This window comes from Dyella choica (assembly GCF_003977665.1).
GTDB lineage: Bacteria > Pseudomonadota > Gammaproteobacteria > Xanthomonadales > Rhodanobacteraceae > Dyella_B > Dyella_B choica.
In genome coordinates this window covers 16,828-35,566 of record NZ_RYYV01000011.1, presented here as the reverse complement: position 1 = coordinate 35,566, position 18,739 = coordinate 16,828, and the positions used below count along the sequence as shown (strand labels likewise).

Sequence of the window (18,739 nt, the reverse complement as noted above, 5' to 3'; positions counted from 1 at the left end):
GCCTGGCAAAGCATGGTTTCGGCATAAAGAGGGCACGTTACACTTGCCGTCATGGCCCCGACTTCCCGCAAGCGCCCCCGGCGCACCTCCCCCACACCCGCGCCTCACCGCGCACGGGCTTCGGCCACCCCTACGCGGGTACAGCCGGCCCGCCCCGCCGACAGCTCCACGCGTGCCGCCAGCGTACTGGACTGGCTGCTGCAGAACTTGCCGGACCAGCATCGCCAGAAGGCGCACGACATCCTGGTGCTCACCCGCATGGACCGCCCCATCGGCGCCCTGCTGCTGCTGTGGCCGACCTGGTGGGCACTATGGCTGGCGGCGGGCGACCTCCCCCCGTGGAAGCCACTGATCATCTTTACGCTAGGCGTCTTTGCGATGCGCGCGGCCGGCTGCGCGATCAACGATTACGCCGACCGCAAGCTAGACCCGCAGGTGGCACGCACGGCAGGCAGACCCCTTGCCTCCGGCCGCGTTTCACCACGCGAAGCGCTGATCGTCTTCGCCAGCCTATTGGTGTTCGCGTTCCTGCTCGTGCTGTTGACCAATGCACTAACCATCAAGCTTTCCTTCATCGGCGCCGCCCTGGCTGCACTCTATCCCTTCACCAAGCGCTACACCGATCTGCCGCAAGTGGTGTTGGGCGCAGCGTTCGGCTGGGCCATCCCGATGGCGTTCGCCGCCGTGCAAAACGCAGTACCGCCGCTGGGCTGGCTGCTGTTCATCGCCAACATCCTGTGGTCGGTGATCTACGACACCGAGTACGCGATGGTGGACCGCGAAGACGACCTCAAAGCCGGCGCACGCTCCACTGCCATTCTGTTTGGCGATGCGGACTTGCTGATCATCGGCGTGCTGATGGGCACGCTCACGGTTGCCTTGGTGATGATCGGCACGCGTGCGCACCTGGGCTGGCCGTATTGGCTGGGCGTGGTAGCAGCGGCTGGACTGTTTGGATGGCAGCAGTGGCTGATCCGGAATCGCGAACGCGATGCCTGCCTGGCGGCGTTTCGGCACAACAATTGGGTGGGGCTGACGTTGTGGGTTGGCATCGCGCTTGCGCTAGCCATCCGATGAAGCATGCTGGATAAATTCGGCGATCAGAGTTAGGTGTTCGCATGAGCGCTCATGCGTCTACATACGCCTCCCCCTGTACTTCAAAATGTTTGGACGCTAAATCGCTGCACTACTCGATCCTGGGGGCGTCGAAAGAGAGCGCTCTCACCACTCTAGAGAGGAAATTGAAAAGCACTTTGCGCCTTTTTTGCTCCGCCCTTGCGAGAGCCTTTGGGAATGTTTCCAACAGTCCAGCGCCCCATATTCTTCCGTCGATCTTTGGACTGGTCCCGTTTCTTCTTTTCTGCAAAGGCCAGCTTGCCCCGCGCTACATAGACGACTGATACGTTTGAAACTCGTCAACTACGGCAATGTTTCCACCATCGGCAAATAATACTTTCCTAAATTTAACGCCTTCCACGACACTCCTCAGCGGACTTGGCAGCTCTACAACGGAGATCGGATTGCTAGGCCGGGTAATAGGCTCATAGGCACGTGAGCAGTTTACTTCAGCGCGGTGAATATCTTGCCAGTCGTAGACAAAGAAACCCTTACTCGCCATGTCAACATAATCATTCGGCAGTTCTAACTCGATTAGCCGTCTTGCACTCGAAACATCCGGAAGTTGACACACTTGCTCCTCGATGTCTTGCAGTTCAATTGCACCATAAAAAACTTCATATGGGATTGGCCCCATTCCGGCTGTGACAAACGCGGCCACACACCCAGCCCGATCCGAGGCGATCCAAACACAATCTATTCCTTCGGGATACATCTGCTCTTTCATATGACTATTGTTTCCCAGATAGCAGATAAAGGGTAACGGAGGAACAGGAGGAACAGGACACCCACCATTTGAACTAATGAACGTCAACTATTGAACGCCAATCGCTCTACGCATCTCATCTTGCCGGCTTCAGCCGCTCAGTGCCTTCCTTACATGGCAAGTTCATGGATGCTCCGGATGTCTGCCGGGCGTCTCCCGTTGGGACAAATCAGTCCATTTGGGCTGATTTGGGCTGATTTGGGCTGATTTGGGCTAATATCCCCACCATCCTCACCCATGAGCCCAGCTCTATGAAAGACAGTCCTGATGCCCTGTTGACTGCGCTTCGGAAGGTGATCGCGAAAGGGGGAACGGCAACCTCCAGTGCGCTTGCGGCCGAAGCCGGCATGAGCTGGACAACGACCAAGCGCCACCTAGATCAGCTCGTGCTTTCGGGGCTGGTAGTACGCGAGGGCAGGGCCAGAGCCACTCGTTACCGGCTTGCTGTTCCCACGCAGGCACAGCAAGGCGAATGGGGGGAGCCGGACGTCAGCTTTGACTGGTCCGAGGCCAGCCTCGCTTTGCGAGGGAAGTTGAATCGACCGCCCGCTACCCGCCAGATCGTCACCTATCGACGAGACTTTGTAGAACATTACATCCCTAACGAATCTTCGCTGCTGCCCACGGCTGTCGCGACAGCACTCGCCAACGAGGGCCGCATGCGCGAGCAGCAGCCGGCCGGCACTTATGCGCGCAAGGTTTTGGAACCCTTGTTGATCGACCTTTCATGGTGGTCGTCACGACTCGAAGGCAATCGCTATTCCTTGCTCGAAACCAGGGAGCTGTTCCAGAGCGGCGTCACCGACGGTGACCGCGACGCGGTCATGCTGCTCAATCACAAAGCCGCCATCGAATTTCTTGTGGATGCCGTACCGCAATACGGGCTCTCCGGCGCCTTGTTGCGCAATCTGCACGCCACTTTGATGAGGGATCTGCTTGCCGATACGGAAGCGCTGGGCACGGTCCGCCGCAAACTGGTCAGCATCTCCGATACGACGTACGTGCCGAATCAGGTTCCTTCCGTGCTGGAAGAGATGCTGGAACTCATCGTCCATAAGGCGCAGCTGATCAAGAATCCGGTGGAGTCGGCTTTCTTTCTATGGGTGAATCTCGCCTACCTTCAGCCTTTCGAGGACGGCAACAAACGCACGAGCCGGTTGGCCGCCAATGTGCCGCTGATGCTGTACAACTGCGCGCCGCTGTCCTTCTTGGATGTGAATATGCTGGATTACGCACAAGCCATGATCGGCATCTATGAATTTACGGATACCTCTTTGGCGGCCGATCTGTTCGCCTGGGCCTACCGGCGTTCAATCCAGAAATACGCGGTGGTACTAGAAGCCACCCATAGACCCGATCCCGTGCGCCTGCGCTTTCGGGAGCATCTCAATGAAGCGATCCGGCGCATCGTCAAGGATCGCATTGCTGCGGCCGATGCGACGGCATCCTTGCAGCTGACGCCAGAGGAGCTATCGCTATTTCAGCCGCTGCTACTTTCCGAATTGCAGTTGCTGAACGTCCATAACTGCGCGCGCTATCGGCTGACTTTGTCGGCCACCCAGGCGTGGGTCGATGCCGGACGGCCGCGATAAGATCGATAGAGATACCAACGGGACTCAACCGCAGGTACTGCTGCTGTTGCGGCCTAAATTTTGCCCGCCGGCAAAGGCGCACGCGCCAATGCCCATACATCCACCCGCGCGATTCCCGCATGCTTGAGAATGCGCGTGCATTCGGCCAGCGTTGCGCCCGTTGTAAAAACATCATCGAGTACGGCAACGTGAGCAGGCAGCCTTGTTGTCGCGCGCAACGCAAATGCCTTGCGCAAATTGCGGCGGCGCTCAACAGCATCCAGGCCTGTCTGCGCATCAGTGTGCCTCACACGCCGCAACACGTCGTGCCGACAGGGAATGCCTAGCGCCCGCGCGAGCGGCTTGGCCAATTCGAGGGCCTGGTTGTAGCCGCGCTCGCGTAGCCGGCGCCGATGCAGTGGCACGGGAATGATCAGCTGCGGCAGATCGGAGGGATGTAGCTCTCGCTGCCATAGTGTCGCAAGCACGCGTCCCGCGGGTAGATCGCCGTTGAACTTGAAGCGCGTTTCCAATCGATCCAGCGGCCACGCATAGCGGAACGGGGCCCACGCGGCGTCCCATGGCGGGGCCTTTCGCTGACACCGACCGCATAGAGGCGCAGAGACCGGCAATGGCAATGCACAACGTTGGCAGCAATGCGTGTTGCGTGGCAATTCCGCTGCGCAGTCGGCACATAGATCCATGCCATTGGCGCCAGCGTCACCGCACAGCAGACAACGCCATGGCAGCAACCATTGATGCAGGGCGGAAAGCCAGCGGATTGGCGCATCCATGCGCTAGGACCTCGGTCAGCGGTTCGGCTTGAACATCGCTGCGTCGAGGATCGACCACAGGTGGATGATCCAGCCCAGCCAGAAGAACCACAGCACGCCGGCCAGCACGAACATCAGCACGGCCTTCAGGAAGCGCCCCTGCACCAGTTGGCCCAGTCCCGGAATGAACAGGCTGCAGATGGCGGCGAGAACATTTCCGGCACTACCCTGACCCGCGGCGCTCATGGCGATTCCTTCGATAAATGGTTTGCGCATGGTAGAGGCACTGCCGCGCCGCGTAAATTTTCTTGGGTCCGCACCGGCAGATCACCATCCAAAGCACCTTCCACGCTGCACGAAGCGAGCTTGAGTCCGGCCGCTTTTGCCATCCATTGCGTTGATAGCCGGTCTTTACACATATATGGGTTGTGCAAAAATCGAAGGCGTCCAGACTGTCCCCCCGTCGCACTGAGCGATCTTGCGGAGACTAGCCATGAAGATTGGAGACTTGTTGTTCGTACTGGCCAGCGCGAGCCTGGCCACCGTTGGATTTGCACAAGCCACCCCGGCTACGCACGAGATGGCGATGACCACGCAGAGCGCCCCGGCCCCTGCGCCGAAACTGCAAGCAGCCATGCGGGAGCTATGGCATGGGCACGTGGTGAGCACGCGCAACTATGCCTTGGCAGTCCATGCCCATGACAGCGCAAAGGCCAAGGTCGCAGCCGATGCGGTGGTTGCCAATGCGAAGCAGATCGCGGCGGCGGTGGGTAGCTTCTATGGCAAAGCCGCCGGCGATCAGACGCTGCAATTGCTCGCCGGACACTGGGGCGGCGTCAAGGCGCTTACCGACGCCAGCGCTGCCGGCGACAGTGCCGGCGAACAGAAGGCGATGGCAGATCTCAGCAGCAATGTCACGGCCATTGCCAAGTTCTTCTCCAGCGCCAATCCCAACCTGCCGGAGAGTGCCTTGCAGAGCCTGTTCGCCACCCACATGGCGCACCACGCCACGCAGATCAGACAGATCATGGGTGGCGACAGCAAAGGCGAGCAGATCACCTGGACCGAGATGCAGGCGCACATGAATACGATTGCCGATGCGTTCGCCGGTGGCATTGCCAAGCAATTCCCGGACAAGGCGCACTGAGCCATGTCGGCGCTCAGGCAACTCGGAACCACGCAGCAGCGCCTGTTACGGCAACTGCTGATGGCGAACGAGGGCGGTACGGTGGAGTCGCTGTGTGCACAACTGCGTATCAGCCACAACGCCGTGCGCCAACACCTGAGCGCCTTGATCGCGCGCCGCTATGTGGAACGCACGCAGTCCAGGCCCAGCGGCGGACGGCCTATGGCGTGTTACCGGCTTACCGAGTCGGGGCACGCCCTGTTTCCCCGCAACTACGGCACCATCGCCGTCGCGCTGTTGGCCCAGATGCATGAGCAACTAGGCGACTCCGCAACGGAAGGCGTGTTGCGCGAACTTGGCCACCGCCTGGGCAGCCAGGAAGTCGCCCCGCCGCCTGAAACCCCGCCCAAGGAGATAGCGGATGGCCTCGCGCAGAAGCTTGACTCGCTTGGTTACGAGGCCACTGCTGCACGACATGGCGAGGATTGGCAGATAGAAGCTTTCAACTGCGTGTTCCATGCGCTGGCCAGGCAGTTTCCGCAGGTGTGCAAATTCGACCTGGCTTACCTGGAAGCCGCCGGCGGCCGGCGCATCCACCATATGGAGTGCATCGTGCGCGGCGGGCATGTGTGCCGCTTTCGGCTGGGTGCCTTGCTGTCGAAGGAGAAGGAGGAGGGCGATGCCCTGGAATGGCCTTGATTAGCACGCCATGTTCCAGCTATGCGACATGCAGCCCCCTCCCCTGCTTCGGCAGGGGAGGGTCGGGGTGGGGTTGCACGAGCTTGCCGCAGCGCTTGAGTTCACCGCGAGGTTGCTTCACCCCACCCCAGCCCTCCCCTACTACACGTACGGGAGGGAGCAGATGCTCGCCGGACGCCGGCGGTTGGCGGACACTCCGCCCCGTCAACCATTCGGAAGCGAATTGAGTTGACAGCCTTCCAGGTGGCTCCCACACTGTGCGCCGATTTCCGGGAGCCCCTCCATGACCGCAGCCGCTCTTCGCCACGACTGGACCCGCGACGAGGTCGTCGCCCTGTTCGCCTTGCCCTTCAACGAGCTGCTGCATCGCGCGCACAGCGTGCATCGCGCCCATCACGACCCTAACGCGGTGCAGGTATCCACCCTGCTTTCGATCAAGACCGGTGGCTGCCCGGAAGACTGCGGCTACTGCCCCCAGGCCGCGCGCTACCACACCGGCGTGAAGGCGGAGAAGCTGATGCCGGTGGACGCCGTGGTCGCCCGCGCCAAGGCCGCCAAGGATGCCGGCGCCAGCCGTTTCTGCATGGGCGCGGCCTGGCGCAGCCCCAAGGACCGGGACGTAGCCCAAGTGGCGGAAATCGTCTCGGCCGTGAAGGCGCTGGGCCTGGAAACCTGCGCCACGCTGGGGATGCTCACCGAGCCCCAGGCGCAGACCCTCAAGCAGGCCGGCCTGGACTACTACAACCACAACCTGGATACCGCGCCGGAGTTCTATGGCGAGATCATCCACACGCGCCAATACCAGGATCGCCTGGACACGCTGGAACACGTGCGCCAGGTGGGCCTGAAGACCTGCTGCGGAGGTATCGTCGGCATGGGCGAGACGCGCGAGCAGCGTGCCGGCTTGCTTGAGACGCTGGCCAACTTGCCCGAGCATCCGCAATCGGTGCCGGTCAACCAGTTGGTGCAGGTGGCCGGCACGCCGCTGCACGGCACCGAAGCGCTGGACCCGTTCGAGTTCGTGCGCACAATCGCGGTGGCGCGCATCCTGATGCCTGCATCGATGGTGCGCCTCTCCGCCGGCCGCCAGCAGATGGACGACGCCGTGCAGGCGCTGTGCTTCTTCGCCGGCGCCAATTCGATCTTCTACGGCGAAAAGCTGCTGACCACCGGCAACCCCGACGTTGAACACGACCGCGCCCTGTTCCGCCGGCTCGACCTACATGCGCTGGAAGTGACGGAGGATACCGATACGGTGCATGCGGACATCATGGCGGAAGAAAGCTGCGGACACGGCTGTGGCTGCGCGGCCTGACCTGCTTGAACGATTGGCCGTCCAGACGGCCGATCGTGTGCGGGCACAATTGCAGCGACGCCTGCGCATCGTGACAGGTGTCGAAGGACCTTTCGTGGAAACTGGCGGGCGGCGCCTGCTGACCTTCTGCAGCAACGACTACCTGGGGCTCGCGCGGGATCCGCGCTTGATCGCCGCCTGGAAGCAGGCCGCTGATGTGAGCGGCGTCGGCAGCGGTTCCGCGCATCTCATCTGCGGCCACCGCAGCGAACATGCAGAACTGGAGGAAGCGCTGGCCGAATGGACCGGGCGCGAACGCGCATTGCTGTTTTCAACGGGCTACATGGCCAACCTCGGCGTGATGCAGGCGTTGCTGCAGCGTGGTGAGCCTTGCGTCCAGGACAAGCTCAATCACGCTTGCTTGCTGGACGGTGCTCAGTTGGCCGGCGCGACATTGAAGCGCTATCCGCATGCCGACGTCGAAGCCGCCGCGCGCCAATTGCACGGTGACGCCGATGCTTGCGCTTTGCTTGCCACCGATGGCGTATTCAGCATGGATGGTGACATCGCTCCCCTGCGCGAGCTCGCTGAACTGTGCAGTCGCGAAGGCGCAACGTTGATGGTGGATGATGCACATGGCTTGGGCGTACTCGGGGACGACGGCGCTGGCAGCGCGACGGAAGCAAGCTTGAGCGAACGGGAAGTACCGGTGCTGATGGCGACACTCGGCAAGGCATTGGGATGCAGCGGCGCCTTCGTGGCCGGGTCGGCCAGCTTGATCGACGGCTTGATCCAATTCGCCCGCACATACATCTACACCACCGCCATGCCGCCAGCCCTTGCAGCCGCAACGCATTGCGCAGTCACCCTCGCGCGCACTGAAAACTGGCGGCGCGAAAAGCTCCAGGCGTTGATTAGGCGCTTCCGCCATGGCGCTCAGCAGCTAGGCCTGCCGCTGATGCCTTCGCGAACGGCGATTCAGCCGCTGCTGCTTGGCGATGCGCAGCGTGCCATGGACACGTCGCGCGCCCTGGAAGCACAAGGACTGCTGGTGGTGGCCATCCGCCCGCCCACAGTGCCGCAGGGGCAGGCGCGCTTGCGCATCACGCTATCGGCTGCGCACGAAGAAGCGCACGTGGACCGACTGCTGGATGCCTTGGCGTCGCTGCCGCTGACAGACGCCACCGTATAATCGCGTTTCGCACGCCCAGTCCCCCGTCATGTCGATCCTGAATATCTCCGCCTACCGATTCGTCAGCCTGGACGATCTGCCCGCGCTGCGCGAGCGCATGCTTGCGCAATGCCACGCACTCGACGTAAAAGGCACGATTCTGCTGGCGCCGGAAGGCATCAATCTTTTTCTGGCCGGCCCGCGCGAAGCGGTCGACGGGTTCATGAGCTGGCTGGGGGATGATCCGCGCTTTGCCGGCATGCAGGGCAAGGAATCCTGGTCAGAACACGTGCCGTTCAAACGCATGCGCGTGCGCCTGAAGAAAGAGATCATCACGCTGCGTCATCCAACCATTCGCCCCGAAGGCGGCCGCGCACCGGCGGTGGACGCCGCCACCCTCAAGCGCTGGCTGGACCAGGGGCGCGATGACGAAGGCAGGGACGTGGTATTGCTGGACACGCGCAATGCCTACGAAACCGACGCCGGCATGTTTGCGCAAGCCATCGATTATCGCATTGCGAGTTTTACCGAACTGCCTTCGGTGTTAGCCGCCGATCAATCCCGCTACGCCGGCAAGACGGTGGTGTCCTACTGCACGGGCGGCATCCGCTGCGAGAAATTCGCGCTGTACATGCAGGACATCGGCATGCAGCGCGTGTTCCAGCTGGAGGGCGGCATCCTGAAGTACTTCGAGGAAGCCGGTGGCGCGCACTGGCAGGGCGACTGCTTCGTGTTCGACGAGCGCGGCGCCGTGGACAAGGACCTGAACCCTGCTCTCCTTCAACCCCTCCCTCCCCAAACGGGAGAGGAAGAAATGCCCGCATGAGCCTGTACATCGAAACCCAGGGCAGCGGCCCGATCCCGCTGGTCATGCTGCACGGCTGGGCCATGCATGGCGGCATTTTCCATCCGCTGGTCGATGCCTTGCGCGAGCGCTGCACGATGTATCTGGTCGATCTGCCCGGTCATGGCTATTCGCGCGATTGCGGTTTGCCGCTGGAACCCAAGGCTTGCGCTAGCGCCATCGCCGAAGCCACGCCATCGGCGATCTGGCTGGGCTGGTCGCTCGGCGGAGTGGTGGCGTTGCAAGGTGCGCTGGATTTCTCGCAACAGGTGCGCGGCCTGGCCATGCTGTGCGCCACGCCGCGTTTCGTGAGCGGTAACGACTGGCCGCAAGGGCGCGACCCTGCGCTGGTACGCCAGCTCGCCACCGACCTGGAAACCGACTACCACGCCACCATCGAGCGCTTCCTCGCGCTGGAAGTGATGGGCAGCCCCGACCCGCGCGCGGAGTTGCGCAAGCTGCGCGCCGAGGTCTTTGCACGGGGCGAGCCCAACCTACGTGTGCTGCAGGAAGGCATCCGCGTCCTGGACGAGACCGACTTGCGCAGCTGCCTGCCAAACCTCAAGGCAGGTAACAGCTGGTGGAACGCGGGGCGGCTCGACCGGCTGGTGCATCCATCGGCGATGGAATGGTCGGCTCAGATCAGCCAGGGCGAATACCACTTGACCGCGCGCGCCGGTCACGCGCCTTTCCTGAGCCATGCGCAAGCCGTCGCGCAAAACCTGCTGCCATGGCTGGAGGCGAACGCATGAGCGACTTCCAGATCGATGCGCAGCGTGTGCGCGCCAATTTCAGCCATGCCGCCGGCAGCTACGAACAGCACGATGCACTACAGCGCGAAGTGCAGCAGCTGTTGCTGGAACGGCTGGATTTCTATCTCGAGCAGCCCCAACGCATCATCGACGTGGGCGCCGGCACCGGTCGCGGCAGTGCGCTGCTGAAAAGACGCTACGGCAAAGCGCAGGTCATCGCCATCGATGCCGCCGTTCCGATGCTGCGCGCCGCCAAGTCGCATACCAGCTGGCTCAAGCCGTTTGCGCGGGTATGCGGCGAAGCCACGGCACTGCCGCTGCCCGATCACAGCGTGGACGTCCTGCATTCCAACCTGTGCTTCCAGTGGATCGACGACCTGCCGGCCTTGTTCGGCGAATGCGTGCGCGTGCTGAAGCCGGGCGGCATCCTGCTGTTCTCCACCTTCGGCCCGGACACCCTGCGCGAGCTGCGCGCAGCCTGGGCCGCGGTGGACCAGCATTCGCACGTCAGCCGCTTCCTGGACATGCACGACCTGGGCGATGCCATGATCAACGCCGGCCTGCGCGATCCGGTACTGGACGTGGATCGCTACACGCTGACCTACAGCGAACCGAAGGCCCTGTTGCGCGAACTCAAGGGCCTCGGCGCCACCCACGCGGACCGCGGCCGCGAACGTGGCCTTACCGGCAAGCGCCATTTCCAGGCCATGCTGGCGGCCTACGAGGCGATGCGTTTGAACGGTCGCATTCCCGCCACCTGGGAAGTGGTGACGGCCCATGCCTGGGGCCCGGCGCCGGGCCAGTCGCGCCGAGCCAAAGGCGGCGGCGAGATCGCCAGTTTTGCGGTGGACAGCCTGCGCGGGTCGCGCCGGCGGTAAAGTTGCATGGATGGCGATGCTGGGTTTTGCAACCCAGCCTACGACTATTTCTGCGGGGCGGTGGATGCCGGTACAGGCTGCGCATTGCCGTCCTGCCGCTGTTTGGGCAGGTAAGTCACACTCACGTTGCCCGTACCGGTGAAATACGCGGTCTGCGTGTTGTAGGTGAGCTTGTCGGCATGTGCGTCGCCCATGCTCTGCTCCGTGACGACGGCGTCCGGCTGCAGCACCACGATGCCGTTTACATTGTCATAGTCGAGCGTGGGCGCCTCGCCGGTCATCAAGTGATCATTGTCGTCCAACTGCTGGATATGCGCCGGATGGCCCTTCATCACGATGCGGCTGACCTGGGCGTCGGCGCCCAAGTAGACCTGGGCGACGTCGCCCTTGGCCTTCATGCTGCCCTGGGTCACGACTACGTTGCCGGTCAGCGTGGTAATCGTATTAGGGGATTGGGAGCCGTTGACGGAGGATTGCGAGGTCGTCATAGGCTGGTTGCGATCACCGGTCTTGGCGTGCACCGCCAGCGGCAGGAGCAACAAAATGGCGGCGCACAGCGGGAACATGGGGACAGCATGGAGCGGCTTCATGTGCGGCATCTCGGTGATCGCGATGGCCACCATTCTATTCAGTTTTTCATGGCCGCTGATGCTGTCGGGTAGGCTGGGATGGCAATCCCAGCTCTTGGCAAGCATTGCCGATGCTGGGATTGTCATCCCAGCCTTCGTACTTCAGCGCTTAGCCGCACACGCTTTGTGCCGGAAACATTCCACCAGGTGATCGTTGACCATCCCGGTGGCCTGCATGAAGGCGTAGCAGATGGTGCTGCCCACGAAGCGAAAGCCACGCTTTTTCAAGGCTTTGCTCATGCGGTCCGAAGCCGGCGTAGTAGCCGGCACGTCGCCGCGGCTGAGCCAGGTGTTACGCACCGGCTTGCCGTCCACGAAAGACCACAAGTAGTGGTCCAGGCTGCCGTGTTCGTCGATTGCTGCCAGCGCCGCCTTGGCATTGTCGCGCACGGAGCTGATTTTGAGCCGGTTGCGAATCAGACCCGGGTCCAGCAACAGCTTTTCCAGCTCGCGATCCTTCATCGCCGCGACGCGAGCGATGTCGAAGTCATGGAACGCGCGGCGGTAGTGCTCACGTTTGTGCAACACCGTACGCCACGACAGGCCGGCCTGCGCACCTTCAAGGCACAGGAACTCGAACAGCATCCGGTCGTCGTGCAGCGGCACGCCCCACTCGCTGTCGTGGTAGGCCTGCATCAGATCGCCATCGGCCGCCCAGTGGCAGCGTACGCGCGTAGTCGGCACGGTATTCCCCTTCTTCGCATCCATTTTTGGAACAGGAGAATAGCGCCAACTCAGGATGAGTCTGAAAAAATCCTTCCTGGATTTTTTCAGACGCGCCGCGCACGGCACATGTCCGCACGCGGCTACCACGAATCAAACACTTAGGTGCTTGATTCGTGGGCGGTGCATCCTTGCACCGCGGAAGCTCTGAATAAATCAGAGCTTCCCTCAATGCGAAATTTCCAGACTGCAATGCGCCGCGCCGGCGCCTCTGCAGCTGAGCTGTCTTGCGCGCACCTTCCTGTCGGCCAGCGCAGCACCGAGCAAGCCCTCCAGATAGCCACCGTAAAATCGGCAGCCCGAGCCGCCGGCGGAGTCACACATGGGGCAATCGAGGACGTGGACATGCACCCCGCGTGGCTCGATCTGGGCGATCTGCCGCAAGGCCGGCACGGCGATGCGCTTGATCGCGTCGCCCAGCCCCAAGGACACCCCCCCGGCGTAATCGCGTTTGTACACCCACAAACCGACACGCCGGCCTGCCAGGAACATCGAAGGATCCTGTGCAGCACCCGTCACCTTGCTTTTCAGCGCCGCCAATCCGGAATAGATATGGGGAAAATCCTGCACTAGCCTGGGCAGAATCTGCTCGACCTGCTCGATATCCGGCATGGCCGCCGGCGCCTCGAAGGCAAGCCTGGGCTCCGCTACCAAGCCGGGCGACGCCACTTTCGGCGCGGCCACCGAAATCGCCATGGCTTCTTTACTTAGTGCGGCCTCGAAACTCAGTACGCGATGGTGCGTACCCAGCATTTCCTCCAGCGCGAGGCGCTGCTCGGAAGGACCGCGCACGAGCATCGACAGCAAGGCACCGCGCCCGTCCTGCGTAAGCCGTTGACGCAGCGATGCATAGTTATGGGCGCTGATGACTTGCCCAATCTCCATCACCAGACCTTCTCTCCGGTCGGAGAGAACCTGGATTTCCAGCTCGATCATAGGCCCCCCTGTTGTTCGATGCTGGGTCACACGAAACAGGGCGCCAGGATGAGCGAAATTCGGTTCCCTGGCCGTGATTGGCATCAAAAATCGTCACGCGCAAACAAGACTTGCGTCACGCATGGGCGGCAAGCACGAGGGAGGACTTTTTCAACCAGCCGTTGCATGGCGCGTCTGCTTTTCATACAAGCGCGGTGAATCGCAAAATGTCACGAACAGCGAACAGATGCGCAGCCCCACGCACCCGTCCGGCTTTCTTCACCACGGCAACGCGTCGAGATCGACATTGCCGCCCGTCAACACCAAGCCTACGCGGCGACCGGCAAATCGCTCGCGCTGCTTGAGGACTGCCGCGAACACGGTGGCGCTCGATACTTCCACCACCAGCTTGAGTTGCTGCCAAAGCAGTTTCATCGCGGCAATGGTTTCTTCATCACTGACCGTGATGACCTCTACGCGATGCTCGCGCAAGGCCTCAAGATTCGGTGCGCCGATCAGCGCGCGCAGACCATCGCAAACCGTATTCGGCACAAAGTGATCGACGCGCGTGCCGCTCGCCAGCGATTGCGCTGCATCCGCAGCACCCGACGGCTCGGCGCCATACATCCTGATCGCAGAAGCCAGGCCATGTGCGGCAATGGCACAACCCGACAGCAGTCCACCGCCACCCACCGGCGCGATGATCGCTTCCAGCCCTCCGCTCTGCTGCCATAGCTCCAGCACGGCCGTGCCCTGCCCGGCCATCACTCGCGGATCTGCATAGGGATGCACCATGACCGCGCCAGTGGCCTGCTGCACGTCGGCGGCCTTGGCTTCACGCGCAGCGATGGTTGCAGCGCAGCGGTGCACAATCGCACCGGCTCGCTCGATCGCCTCCACCTTGGCGCGGACGGCGCCCTCAGGCACCACGACGTGCGCGGCAATGCCACGCGTAGCTGCCGCTATGGCCAGTGCATTGCCGTGATTGCCGGACGAATGCGTGACGACACCACACTTCGCTTGCTCATCCGTCAGCGACCAGACGGCATTGCAGGCGCCACGAAACTTGAAAGCGCCACCCCGCTGCAGGTTTTCGCATTTGAAGTACAGATGCGCGTCCGTCAATGCATCCAGCGCCGCGTGATTAACCACCGGCGTCACCACGGCATGCGGGGCAATACGCGCGGCTGCGTCCTGGATGTCTGCAAAGGCCGGCAAGCTGAGACTCATACTCGATCGACCTCCACGCCGCAGCGGAACACGCGCTCAGCGCCAGGCTCCAGGCGAATGGCATCCGCGCAATCGGGGCGATTGAACGCGTTGGACATGCTTTCCATCGGCTCTAGCGCCACCGAGCGGCGCACGTCACGACCTACCGTGTCGGCGGTGAATACCAGCACGACGCCGTCCTCCTGCCACATGCTGATGCGCAGGCCAGTGGCCGGATCGCGCAAACGCGTGCGCACGCGGCCATCCTCGTCACGCACGAGGCCGGCATAGGCATGATCGATCTTCACCGCGCCGATCGGCCTGGGCTGGCGGAAATCCAGTTCCTTCGAGCTCTGGTCCAGCGACTGGAAAGCTTCCTCGCCAGGCAAGGGAATCAACTCGGGCGAAGTCCGCACCAGCCTGGTGGCCGGCACCAGCAGCTCCCATCGATCCAGCTCGCTGCCATCGAAACGGAAATACGGGTGCCAGCCGAAGAAACACGGGGCGGCCTCGCTACCGACGTTGCGCATGTTCACCGCCAAGGAAAGCCCGTTTGCGTCCAGCGTGTAGGTGACGGCCAGATCGATCGCATACGGATAGCCGGGAAAGGCGCCGGGACGGATCACCGAGGTACTGAGCGTAAGTTGCGCGCCATCGCCGTCCGCCTTGGCGGTAGCAAGCTCGAAATCCAGGCTGCGTACGAAACCATGCCGGACGCCGCGTTGCGAATCCACGCCTGGCTGCATGTCCTGGGTTTTGCCGTCGAAGGTATAGCGGGCGTCGGCGATGCGATTGGCAAACGGCGCCATGATCGCGGAACGCGAGCTGGGGCAGCGCACCAGTTCCTCGGCATCGCGATAGCCGTCGACCAGCGCTTGGGTCACACCGTCGACCGCCTGCTCAAGGGATACCAGGTTCGCACCACGGCGCGCCACGCGGGCGCAGCGCCCACGCTGGCCATCATGCAACACGAACATGTCATGGACGCCCCACTGGGTCCGCTCAAGACTGAATCCGCTCATCCGCTTGCCCTGTCGACCAAAGGGCCTCATGTTAGCCTGACTGCTCCCTGCTCTACATCGGCCACCATGACCCTCGTCAGCGAAACCACCCCGATCCGCCTGCGCGATTACCGTCCTCCTGCATGGTCGGTGGAAGCCATCGAGCTGGAGATCGACCTGGGCATCGACAGCACCGAAGTTTCGTCTCGGCTGACTTTGCGCAACGACCCACAGCAGTCGACGCCACTGCGGCTGGATGGTGAAGGCCTGGAGTTGCTGGCGATTTCGCTTGACGGGCGCAAGCTCGAAGCGCACGGCTACCGTTACGAACAAGGTGTGCTCGAGGTCCACGGCGCCCATGACGGCAGTGTGCTGGAAACGCGCGTACGCGTACGACCGGCCGCCAATACCGCACTGGAAGGCTTGTACCTGTCCGGTTCGCGCGAGCACGGATTTCTGTTGACGCAATGTGAAGCCGAGGGCTTCCGTCACATCAGCTTTTTTCCGGACCGACCGGACGTGCTCGCCCGCTACACGGTGACCTTGCGTGCCGATCGCGAGCGCTTTCCGGTGCTGCTGGCCGGCGGCAATCCAGCCGGCAGCGGCGACTTGCCGGACGGCCGCCACTGGGCGCGCTTCATCGATCCGCATCCCAAGCCTTGCTACCTGTTCGCATTGGTCGCCGGACGCCTGGAAAACATCCAGCGCGACTACCTCACGACCGACGGGCGCAAGGTAAAGCTGGTGATCTGGTCCGAAGCCAATGTGATCGATTGCTGCCATTACGCACTCGATGCGCTGGAACGCTCGATGCGCTGGGACGAGCGCAGCTATGGCCGCAGCTTCGACCTTGATGTGTTCCACGTCGTCGCCACGCACGATTTCAACATGGGCGCGATGGAGAACAAGGGGCTCAACATCTTCAACGCGAAATACCTGCTGGCCGATCCGGATACCAGTACGGACGACGAATACCGCGCGGTGGAAGCCGTCGTCGCGCATGAGTACTTCCACAACTGGACCGGCAACCGCGTCACTTGCCGCGACTGGTTCCAGCTTTCGCTGAAGGAAGGGCTTACGGTATTCCGCGAACAGCAGTTCTCCGCGGACATGAACTCCGCCTCGTTGAAGCGCATCGAAGACGTCGCTCTGTTACGGCGCACGCAATTCCCGGAGGACGCCGGCCCGCTGGCGCATCCGGTGCGCCCGGCGGAATACCGCGAGATCAACAACTTCTATACCGCCACCGTCTACGAAAAAGGCTCGGAGCTGGTGCGCATGGTGGCCGGCCGGTTGGGGCAGGAAGGTTTCCGCCGGGGCATGGATCTGTATTTTGAGCGGCACGACGGACAGGCGGCGACCATCGAAGATTTTCTCTCCGCGCTGGGCGATGCCAACCATATCGATCTGGCTGCGTATCTCACGTGGTACTCGCAAGCCGGCACGCCGCGCCTGCATGCGAAAGGCGAATACGACGCGGCGCGGCACGAATACACGCTCTCGCTATCGCAACAGACTCGCCCCACGCCGGGGGAGCCGGACAAAAAGCCGCTGCCGATTCCGGTGAAGCTGTCATTGTTCGGCCGCGACGGCCAGCTGCTGCCCCTGCACACGGATGGCGAGGCACAAGGCGACGGTGCCGAAAAGGTCATCGTGCTCGACCGGGCCACCCAGCGCTTCGTCTTCAAGCAGGTTGCCTCATCGCCCGTGCCGTCGTTGCTGCGCGGCTTTTCGGCGCCGGTGGTGCTTGAGTACAACTACACGCCGGACGAACTGGCGCTGCTGCTTACGCACGACGCGGACGGCTTCAATCGATGGGAAGCTGGGCAGCAACTGGCCATGCTGGCTTTCGACACCTTGCGCGACGGCGACGACTCCGTCGCATGCAGGGCATGGTGCAAGGCGTTGGCTGCATTGTTCGAGCAGGATGCGATGGACAATGCCTTGCTTGCCGATCTATTGACACCGCCGGGCGAAATCGAATTCGCGGATCGCCAGAGCGAGGTGGATCCGGCAAGGATTCACGCCCAGCGCGAGACGATGCAGCATCGATTGGCCGAACAGATCGGCATCGATGCCTTGCTCGCGCGCTATCGTGCGCTGGCGGCCGATGCCGGCGAGCCGCGACTGGATGCCGGCAGCCAGGCCAGGCGACGCCTCAAGCGCTGCGTGCTTGAATTGCTGGCGCTGATCGATGCCGAGCAGGCCAACACGCTGGCAGCAAGGCAATACAGCACCGCGTCGGGCATGACGGATCGCCTCGCCGCCCTCAGCGTGCTGGTCCGCCGGCGCGCGCCGCAGGCGGCGTCTGCGCTCGCGCATTTCCGCGAACGCTACGCCGATAATCCGCTGGCCCTGGACAAGTGGTTCACCGTGCAGGCGCAGGTGCCGGACGAACCAGCGCTAGCCGTGGTCAGGAAGCTGGAAAGCGATCCCGCCTTCACGCTGAAAAACCCCAACCGCGCCCGTTCCCTGCTCGGCGCCTTCGCCAGCACCAATCCAAGCGGATTTCACCGTGCCGATGGCGCAGCCTACCCCTATCTAGCCGAACGCCTGGTGCAACTGGATGCGCTCAATCCGCAGATCGCGGCGCGCCTGGCCACCGCCTTCAATGGCTGGCAGCGACTGGAGCCGCTGCGCCGGCATGCGGCGCAGCAAGCGCTGGAATCCTTGGCACGACACGAAGGCTTGTCGCCCAATTTGAGCGAGATCGTCGGCAATGTGCTCAAGCACTGAAAACGCGAACGGCGACCGGGGGGTCGCCGTTTCGGGGTGGTGCCTCAAACAGTCCGGTCAGACGGGAAGATGATCCAGCTCGGTGAGCAGATGGCTCATGCGCGATTCGAGGCGCGGGCGCAGTTGCTCCTGTTGAACCGAATCGCGTTCGACCAGGTGATCCATCGCCATCTCCAGGCGACCGATCTCCACCATCAGATCATGCCGCAAGTACACCGGTGCGAATTCGTTGCTGTTGTCCATGGCACATCTCCCTCTTTTCAGTTGCATGATCCGTCCAGCAACAGACGTGCCATCGTGTGATGTAAATCACAGACGCGGTTTGCTTGTTATCACGCTGTGACCTTTTCTGTCAGCTCCTGCCATAAGTCGGCAGAAAATTGCGTTTCAGTCACTTCATATTCACATGCGGAGGGCGATGATCGCTTCCACGCCTCGGGAGCGCGGTCTCAGCCGTCCTGCCCGTTTGGGCCACCAGTTTCTGGCGCCCGGCACTACGGTCATCCTGGATTCCCCCTGTTCCTGAGACCGCCGGG

19 protein-coding genes are annotated in these 18,739 nt (G+C 62.5%); 10 read left to right on the top strand and 9 right to left on the bottom strand.

Annotated features, from left to right (window positions below):
* Positions 1 to 51 precede the first annotated feature (51 nt).
* Positions 52 to 1,077, top strand: a complete 1,026-nt coding sequence (gene ubiA, locus EKH80_RS14890) for a 4-hydroxybenzoate octaprenyltransferase (protein WP_126685568.1) — start codon at positions 52 to 54, stop codon at positions 1,075 to 1,077.
* A gap of 307 nt (positions 1,078 to 1,384) precedes the next feature.
* Here ubiA and EKH80_RS14885 read toward each other — a convergent pair whose 3' ends face one another.
* Positions 1,385 to 1,843: a hypothetical protein gene (locus EKH80_RS14885; RefSeq protein WP_126685567.1), complete on the bottom strand. Its 459-nt coding sequence runs from the start codon at positions 1,841 to 1,843 to the stop codon at positions 1,385 to 1,387.
* Positions 1,844 to 2,133: 290 nt separating this feature from the next.
* On the opposite strand from EKH80_RS14885, the gene EKH80_RS14880 reads away from it, so the two are divergent.
* A complete protein-coding gene (locus EKH80_RS14880; RefSeq protein ID WP_126685566.1) occupies positions 2,134 to 3,474 on the top strand; it encodes a Fic family protein in 1,341 nt (446 codons plus the stop codon).
* A gap of 53 nt (positions 3,475 to 3,527) precedes the next feature.
* Here the strand turns inward: EKH80_RS14880 and EKH80_RS14875 are convergent, their stop codons facing one another.
* Complete coding sequence (locus EKH80_RS14875) at positions 3,528 to 4,247, bottom strand: ComF family protein (RefSeq protein ID WP_126685565.1); 720 nt, start codon at positions 4,245 to 4,247, stop codon at positions 3,528 to 3,530.
* A gap of 15 nt (positions 4,248 to 4,262) precedes the next feature.
* Entirely contained in the window at positions 4,263 to 4,472 is a 210-nt protein-coding gene (locus EKH80_RS14870) for a hypothetical protein (RefSeq protein ID WP_126685564.1), read from the bottom strand.
* 247 nt (positions 4,473 to 4,719) lie between these two features.
* On the opposite strand from EKH80_RS14870, the gene EKH80_RS14865 reads away from it, so the two are divergent.
* The 7 genes from EKH80_RS14865 to bioC all read left to right on the top strand — a co-directional run bounded on the left by EKH80_RS14865 (position 4,720) and on the right by bioC (position 10,990).
* Positions 4,720 to 5,373 (top strand): hypothetical protein, encoded by a 654-nt coding sequence (locus tag EKH80_RS14865; RefSeq protein WP_126685563.1) that lies wholly within the window; start codon positions 4,720 to 4,722, stop codon positions 5,371 to 5,373.
* A gap of 3 nt (positions 5,374 to 5,376) precedes the next feature.
* On the top strand, positions 5,377 to 6,051 hold the full coding sequence (locus EKH80_RS14860) for a helix-turn-helix transcriptional regulator (RefSeq protein WP_126685562.1): 675 nt from the start codon (positions 5,377 to 5,379) through the stop codon (positions 6,049 to 6,051).
* Positions 6,052 to 6,334: 283 nt separating this feature from the next.
* A complete protein-coding gene (gene bioB, locus EKH80_RS14855) occupies positions 6,335 to 7,366 on the top strand; it encodes a biotin synthase BioB (protein WP_126685561.1) in 1,032 nt (343 codons plus the stop codon).
* Complete coding sequence (gene bioF, locus EKH80_RS14850) at positions 7,311 to 8,537, top strand: 8-amino-7-oxononanoate synthase (RefSeq protein ID WP_126685560.1); 1,227 nt, start codon at positions 7,311 to 7,313, stop codon at positions 8,535 to 8,537. Before bioB ends, bioF begins: the two co-directional genes overlap by 56 nt.
* A gap of 28 nt (positions 8,538 to 8,565) precedes the next feature.
* Positions 8,566 to 9,342, top strand: coding sequence for a sulfurtransferase (locus tag EKH80_RS14845; RefSeq protein ID WP_126685559.1), 777 nt, complete (start codon positions 8,566 to 8,568; stop codon positions 9,340 to 9,342).
* Complete coding sequence (bioH, locus tag EKH80_RS14840) at positions 9,339 to 10,112, top strand: pimeloyl-ACP methyl ester esterase BioH (protein ID WP_126685558.1); 774 nt, start codon at positions 9,339 to 9,341, stop codon at positions 10,110 to 10,112. Before EKH80_RS14845 ends, bioH begins: the two co-directional genes overlap by 4 nt.
* Positions 10,109 to 10,990: a malonyl-ACP O-methyltransferase BioC gene (gene bioC / locus EKH80_RS14835; RefSeq protein ID WP_126685557.1), complete on the top strand. Its 882-nt coding sequence runs from the start codon at positions 10,109 to 10,111 to the stop codon at positions 10,988 to 10,990. Before bioH ends, bioC begins: the two co-directional genes overlap by 4 nt.
* Before the next feature lie 44 nt (positions 10,991 to 11,034).
* On the opposite strand, the gene lptA is transcribed toward bioC, so the two are convergent.
* From lptA to EKH80_RS14810, 5 genes are all read right to left on the bottom strand, one after another.
* On the bottom strand, positions 11,035 to 11,706 hold the full coding sequence (gene lptA / locus EKH80_RS14830; protein WP_230473715.1) for a lipopolysaccharide transport periplasmic protein LptA: 672 nt from the start codon (positions 11,704 to 11,706) through the stop codon (positions 11,035 to 11,037).
* Between the two features lie 15 nt (positions 11,707 to 11,721).
* Complete coding sequence (locus EKH80_RS14825) at positions 11,722 to 12,327, bottom strand: DNA-3-methyladenine glycosylase I (protein ID WP_126685556.1); 606 nt, start codon at positions 12,325 to 12,327, stop codon at positions 11,722 to 11,724.
* 183 nt (positions 12,328 to 12,510) lie between these two features.
* On the bottom strand, positions 12,511 to 13,278 hold the full coding sequence (locus EKH80_RS14820; RefSeq protein ID WP_158628848.1) for a hypothetical protein: 768 nt from the start codon (positions 13,276 to 13,278) through the stop codon (positions 12,511 to 12,513).
* A 258-nt stretch (positions 13,279 to 13,536) separates the two neighbouring features.
* On the bottom strand, positions 13,537 to 14,487 hold the full coding sequence (locus tag EKH80_RS14815) for a pyridoxal-phosphate dependent enzyme (RefSeq protein ID WP_126685554.1): 951 nt from the start codon (positions 14,485 to 14,487) through the stop codon (positions 13,537 to 13,539).
* Positions 14,484 to 15,488 (bottom strand): aldose 1-epimerase, encoded by a 1,005-nt coding sequence (locus tag EKH80_RS14810; RefSeq protein ID WP_126685553.1) that lies wholly within the window; start codon positions 15,486 to 15,488, stop codon positions 14,484 to 14,486. Before EKH80_RS14810 ends, EKH80_RS14815 begins: the two co-directional genes overlap by 4 nt.
* Positions 15,489 to 15,554: 66 nt before the next feature.
* Between EKH80_RS14810 and pepN the strand changes: the two genes are divergently transcribed.
* A complete protein-coding gene (pepN, locus tag EKH80_RS14805) occupies positions 15,555 to 18,203 on the top strand; it encodes an aminopeptidase N (RefSeq protein ID WP_126685552.1) in 2,649 nt (882 codons plus the stop codon).
* A gap of 57 nt (positions 18,204 to 18,260) precedes the next feature.
* Here pepN and EKH80_RS14800 read toward each other — a convergent pair whose 3' ends face one another.
* Positions 18,261 to 18,446 carry a hypothetical protein gene (locus EKH80_RS14800; protein WP_126685551.1) on the bottom strand — a complete coding sequence of 62 codons (186 nt, stop codon included), beginning with the start codon at positions 18,444 to 18,446 and terminating at the stop codon, positions 18,261 to 18,263.
* Positions 18,447 to 18,739 lie beyond the last annotated feature (293 nt).

Bases quoted from the DNA above. Each gene is read 5' to 3' on its own strand.
- lptA (WP_230473715.1), bottom strand. From the start codon at position 11,706: ATGACAATCCCAGCATCGGCAATGCTTGCCAAGAGCTGGGATTGCCAT.
- EKH80_RS14870 (WP_126685564.1), bottom strand. From the start codon at position 4,472: ATGAGCGCCGCGGGTCAGGGTAGTGCCGGAAATGTTCTCGCCGCCATC.
- bioF (WP_126685560.1), top strand. From the start codon at position 7,311: ATGCGGACATCATGGCGGAAGAAAGCTGCGGACACGGCTGTGGCTGCG.
- EKH80_RS14825 (WP_126685556.1), bottom strand. From the start codon at position 12,327: ATGGATGCGAAGAAGGGGAATACCGTGCCGACTACGCGCGTACGCTGC.
- EKH80_RS14800 (WP_126685551.1), bottom strand. From the start codon at position 18,446: ATGGACAACAGCAACGAATTCGCACCGGTGTACTTGCGGCATGATCTG.
- EKH80_RS14860 (WP_126685562.1), top strand. From the start codon at position 5,377: ATGTCGGCGCTCAGGCAACTCGGAACCACGCAGCAGCGCCTGTTACGG.
- EKH80_RS14875 (WP_126685565.1), bottom strand. From the start codon at position 4,247: ATGGATGCGCCAATCCGCTGGCTTTCCGCCCTGCATCAATGGTTGCTG.
- EKH80_RS14820 (WP_158628848.1), bottom strand. From the start codon at position 13,278: ATGATCGAGCTGGAAATCCAGGTTCTCTCCGACCGGAGAGAAGGTCTG.
- EKH80_RS14865 (WP_126685563.1), top strand. From the start codon at position 4,720: ATGAAGATTGGAGACTTGTTGTTCGTACTGGCCAGCGCGAGCCTGGCC.
- EKH80_RS14815 (WP_126685554.1), bottom strand. From the start codon at position 14,487: ATGAGTCTCAGCTTGCCGGCCTTTGCAGACATCCAGGACGCAGCCGCG.
- EKH80_RS14810 (WP_126685553.1), bottom strand. From the start codon at position 15,488: ATGAGCGGATTCAGTCTTGAGCGGACCCAGTGGGGCGTCCATGACATG.
- bioC (WP_126685557.1), top strand. From the start codon at position 10,109: ATGAGCGACTTCCAGATCGATGCGCAGCGTGTGCGCGCCAATTTCAGC.
- bioB (WP_126685561.1), top strand. From the start codon at position 6,335: ATGACCGCAGCCGCTCTTCGCCACGACTGGACCCGCGACGAGGTCGTC.
- pepN (WP_126685552.1), top strand. From the start codon at position 15,555: ATGACCCTCGTCAGCGAAACCACCCCGATCCGCCTGCGCGATTACCGT.
- EKH80_RS14845 (WP_126685559.1), top strand. From the start codon at position 8,566: ATGTCGATCCTGAATATCTCCGCCTACCGATTCGTCAGCCTGGACGAT.
- EKH80_RS14885 (WP_126685567.1), bottom strand. From the start codon at position 1,843: ATGAAAGAGCAGATGTATCCCGAAGGAATAGATTGTGTTTGGATCGCC.
- bioH (WP_126685558.1), top strand. From the start codon at position 9,339: ATGAGCCTGTACATCGAAACCCAGGGCAGCGGCCCGATCCCGCTGGTC.
- ubiA (WP_126685568.1), top strand. From the start codon at position 52: ATGGCCCCGACTTCCCGCAAGCGCCCCCGGCGCACCTCCCCCACACCC.
- EKH80_RS14880 (WP_126685566.1), top strand. From the start codon at position 2,134: ATGAAAGACAGTCCTGATGCCCTGTTGACTGCGCTTCGGAAGGTGATC.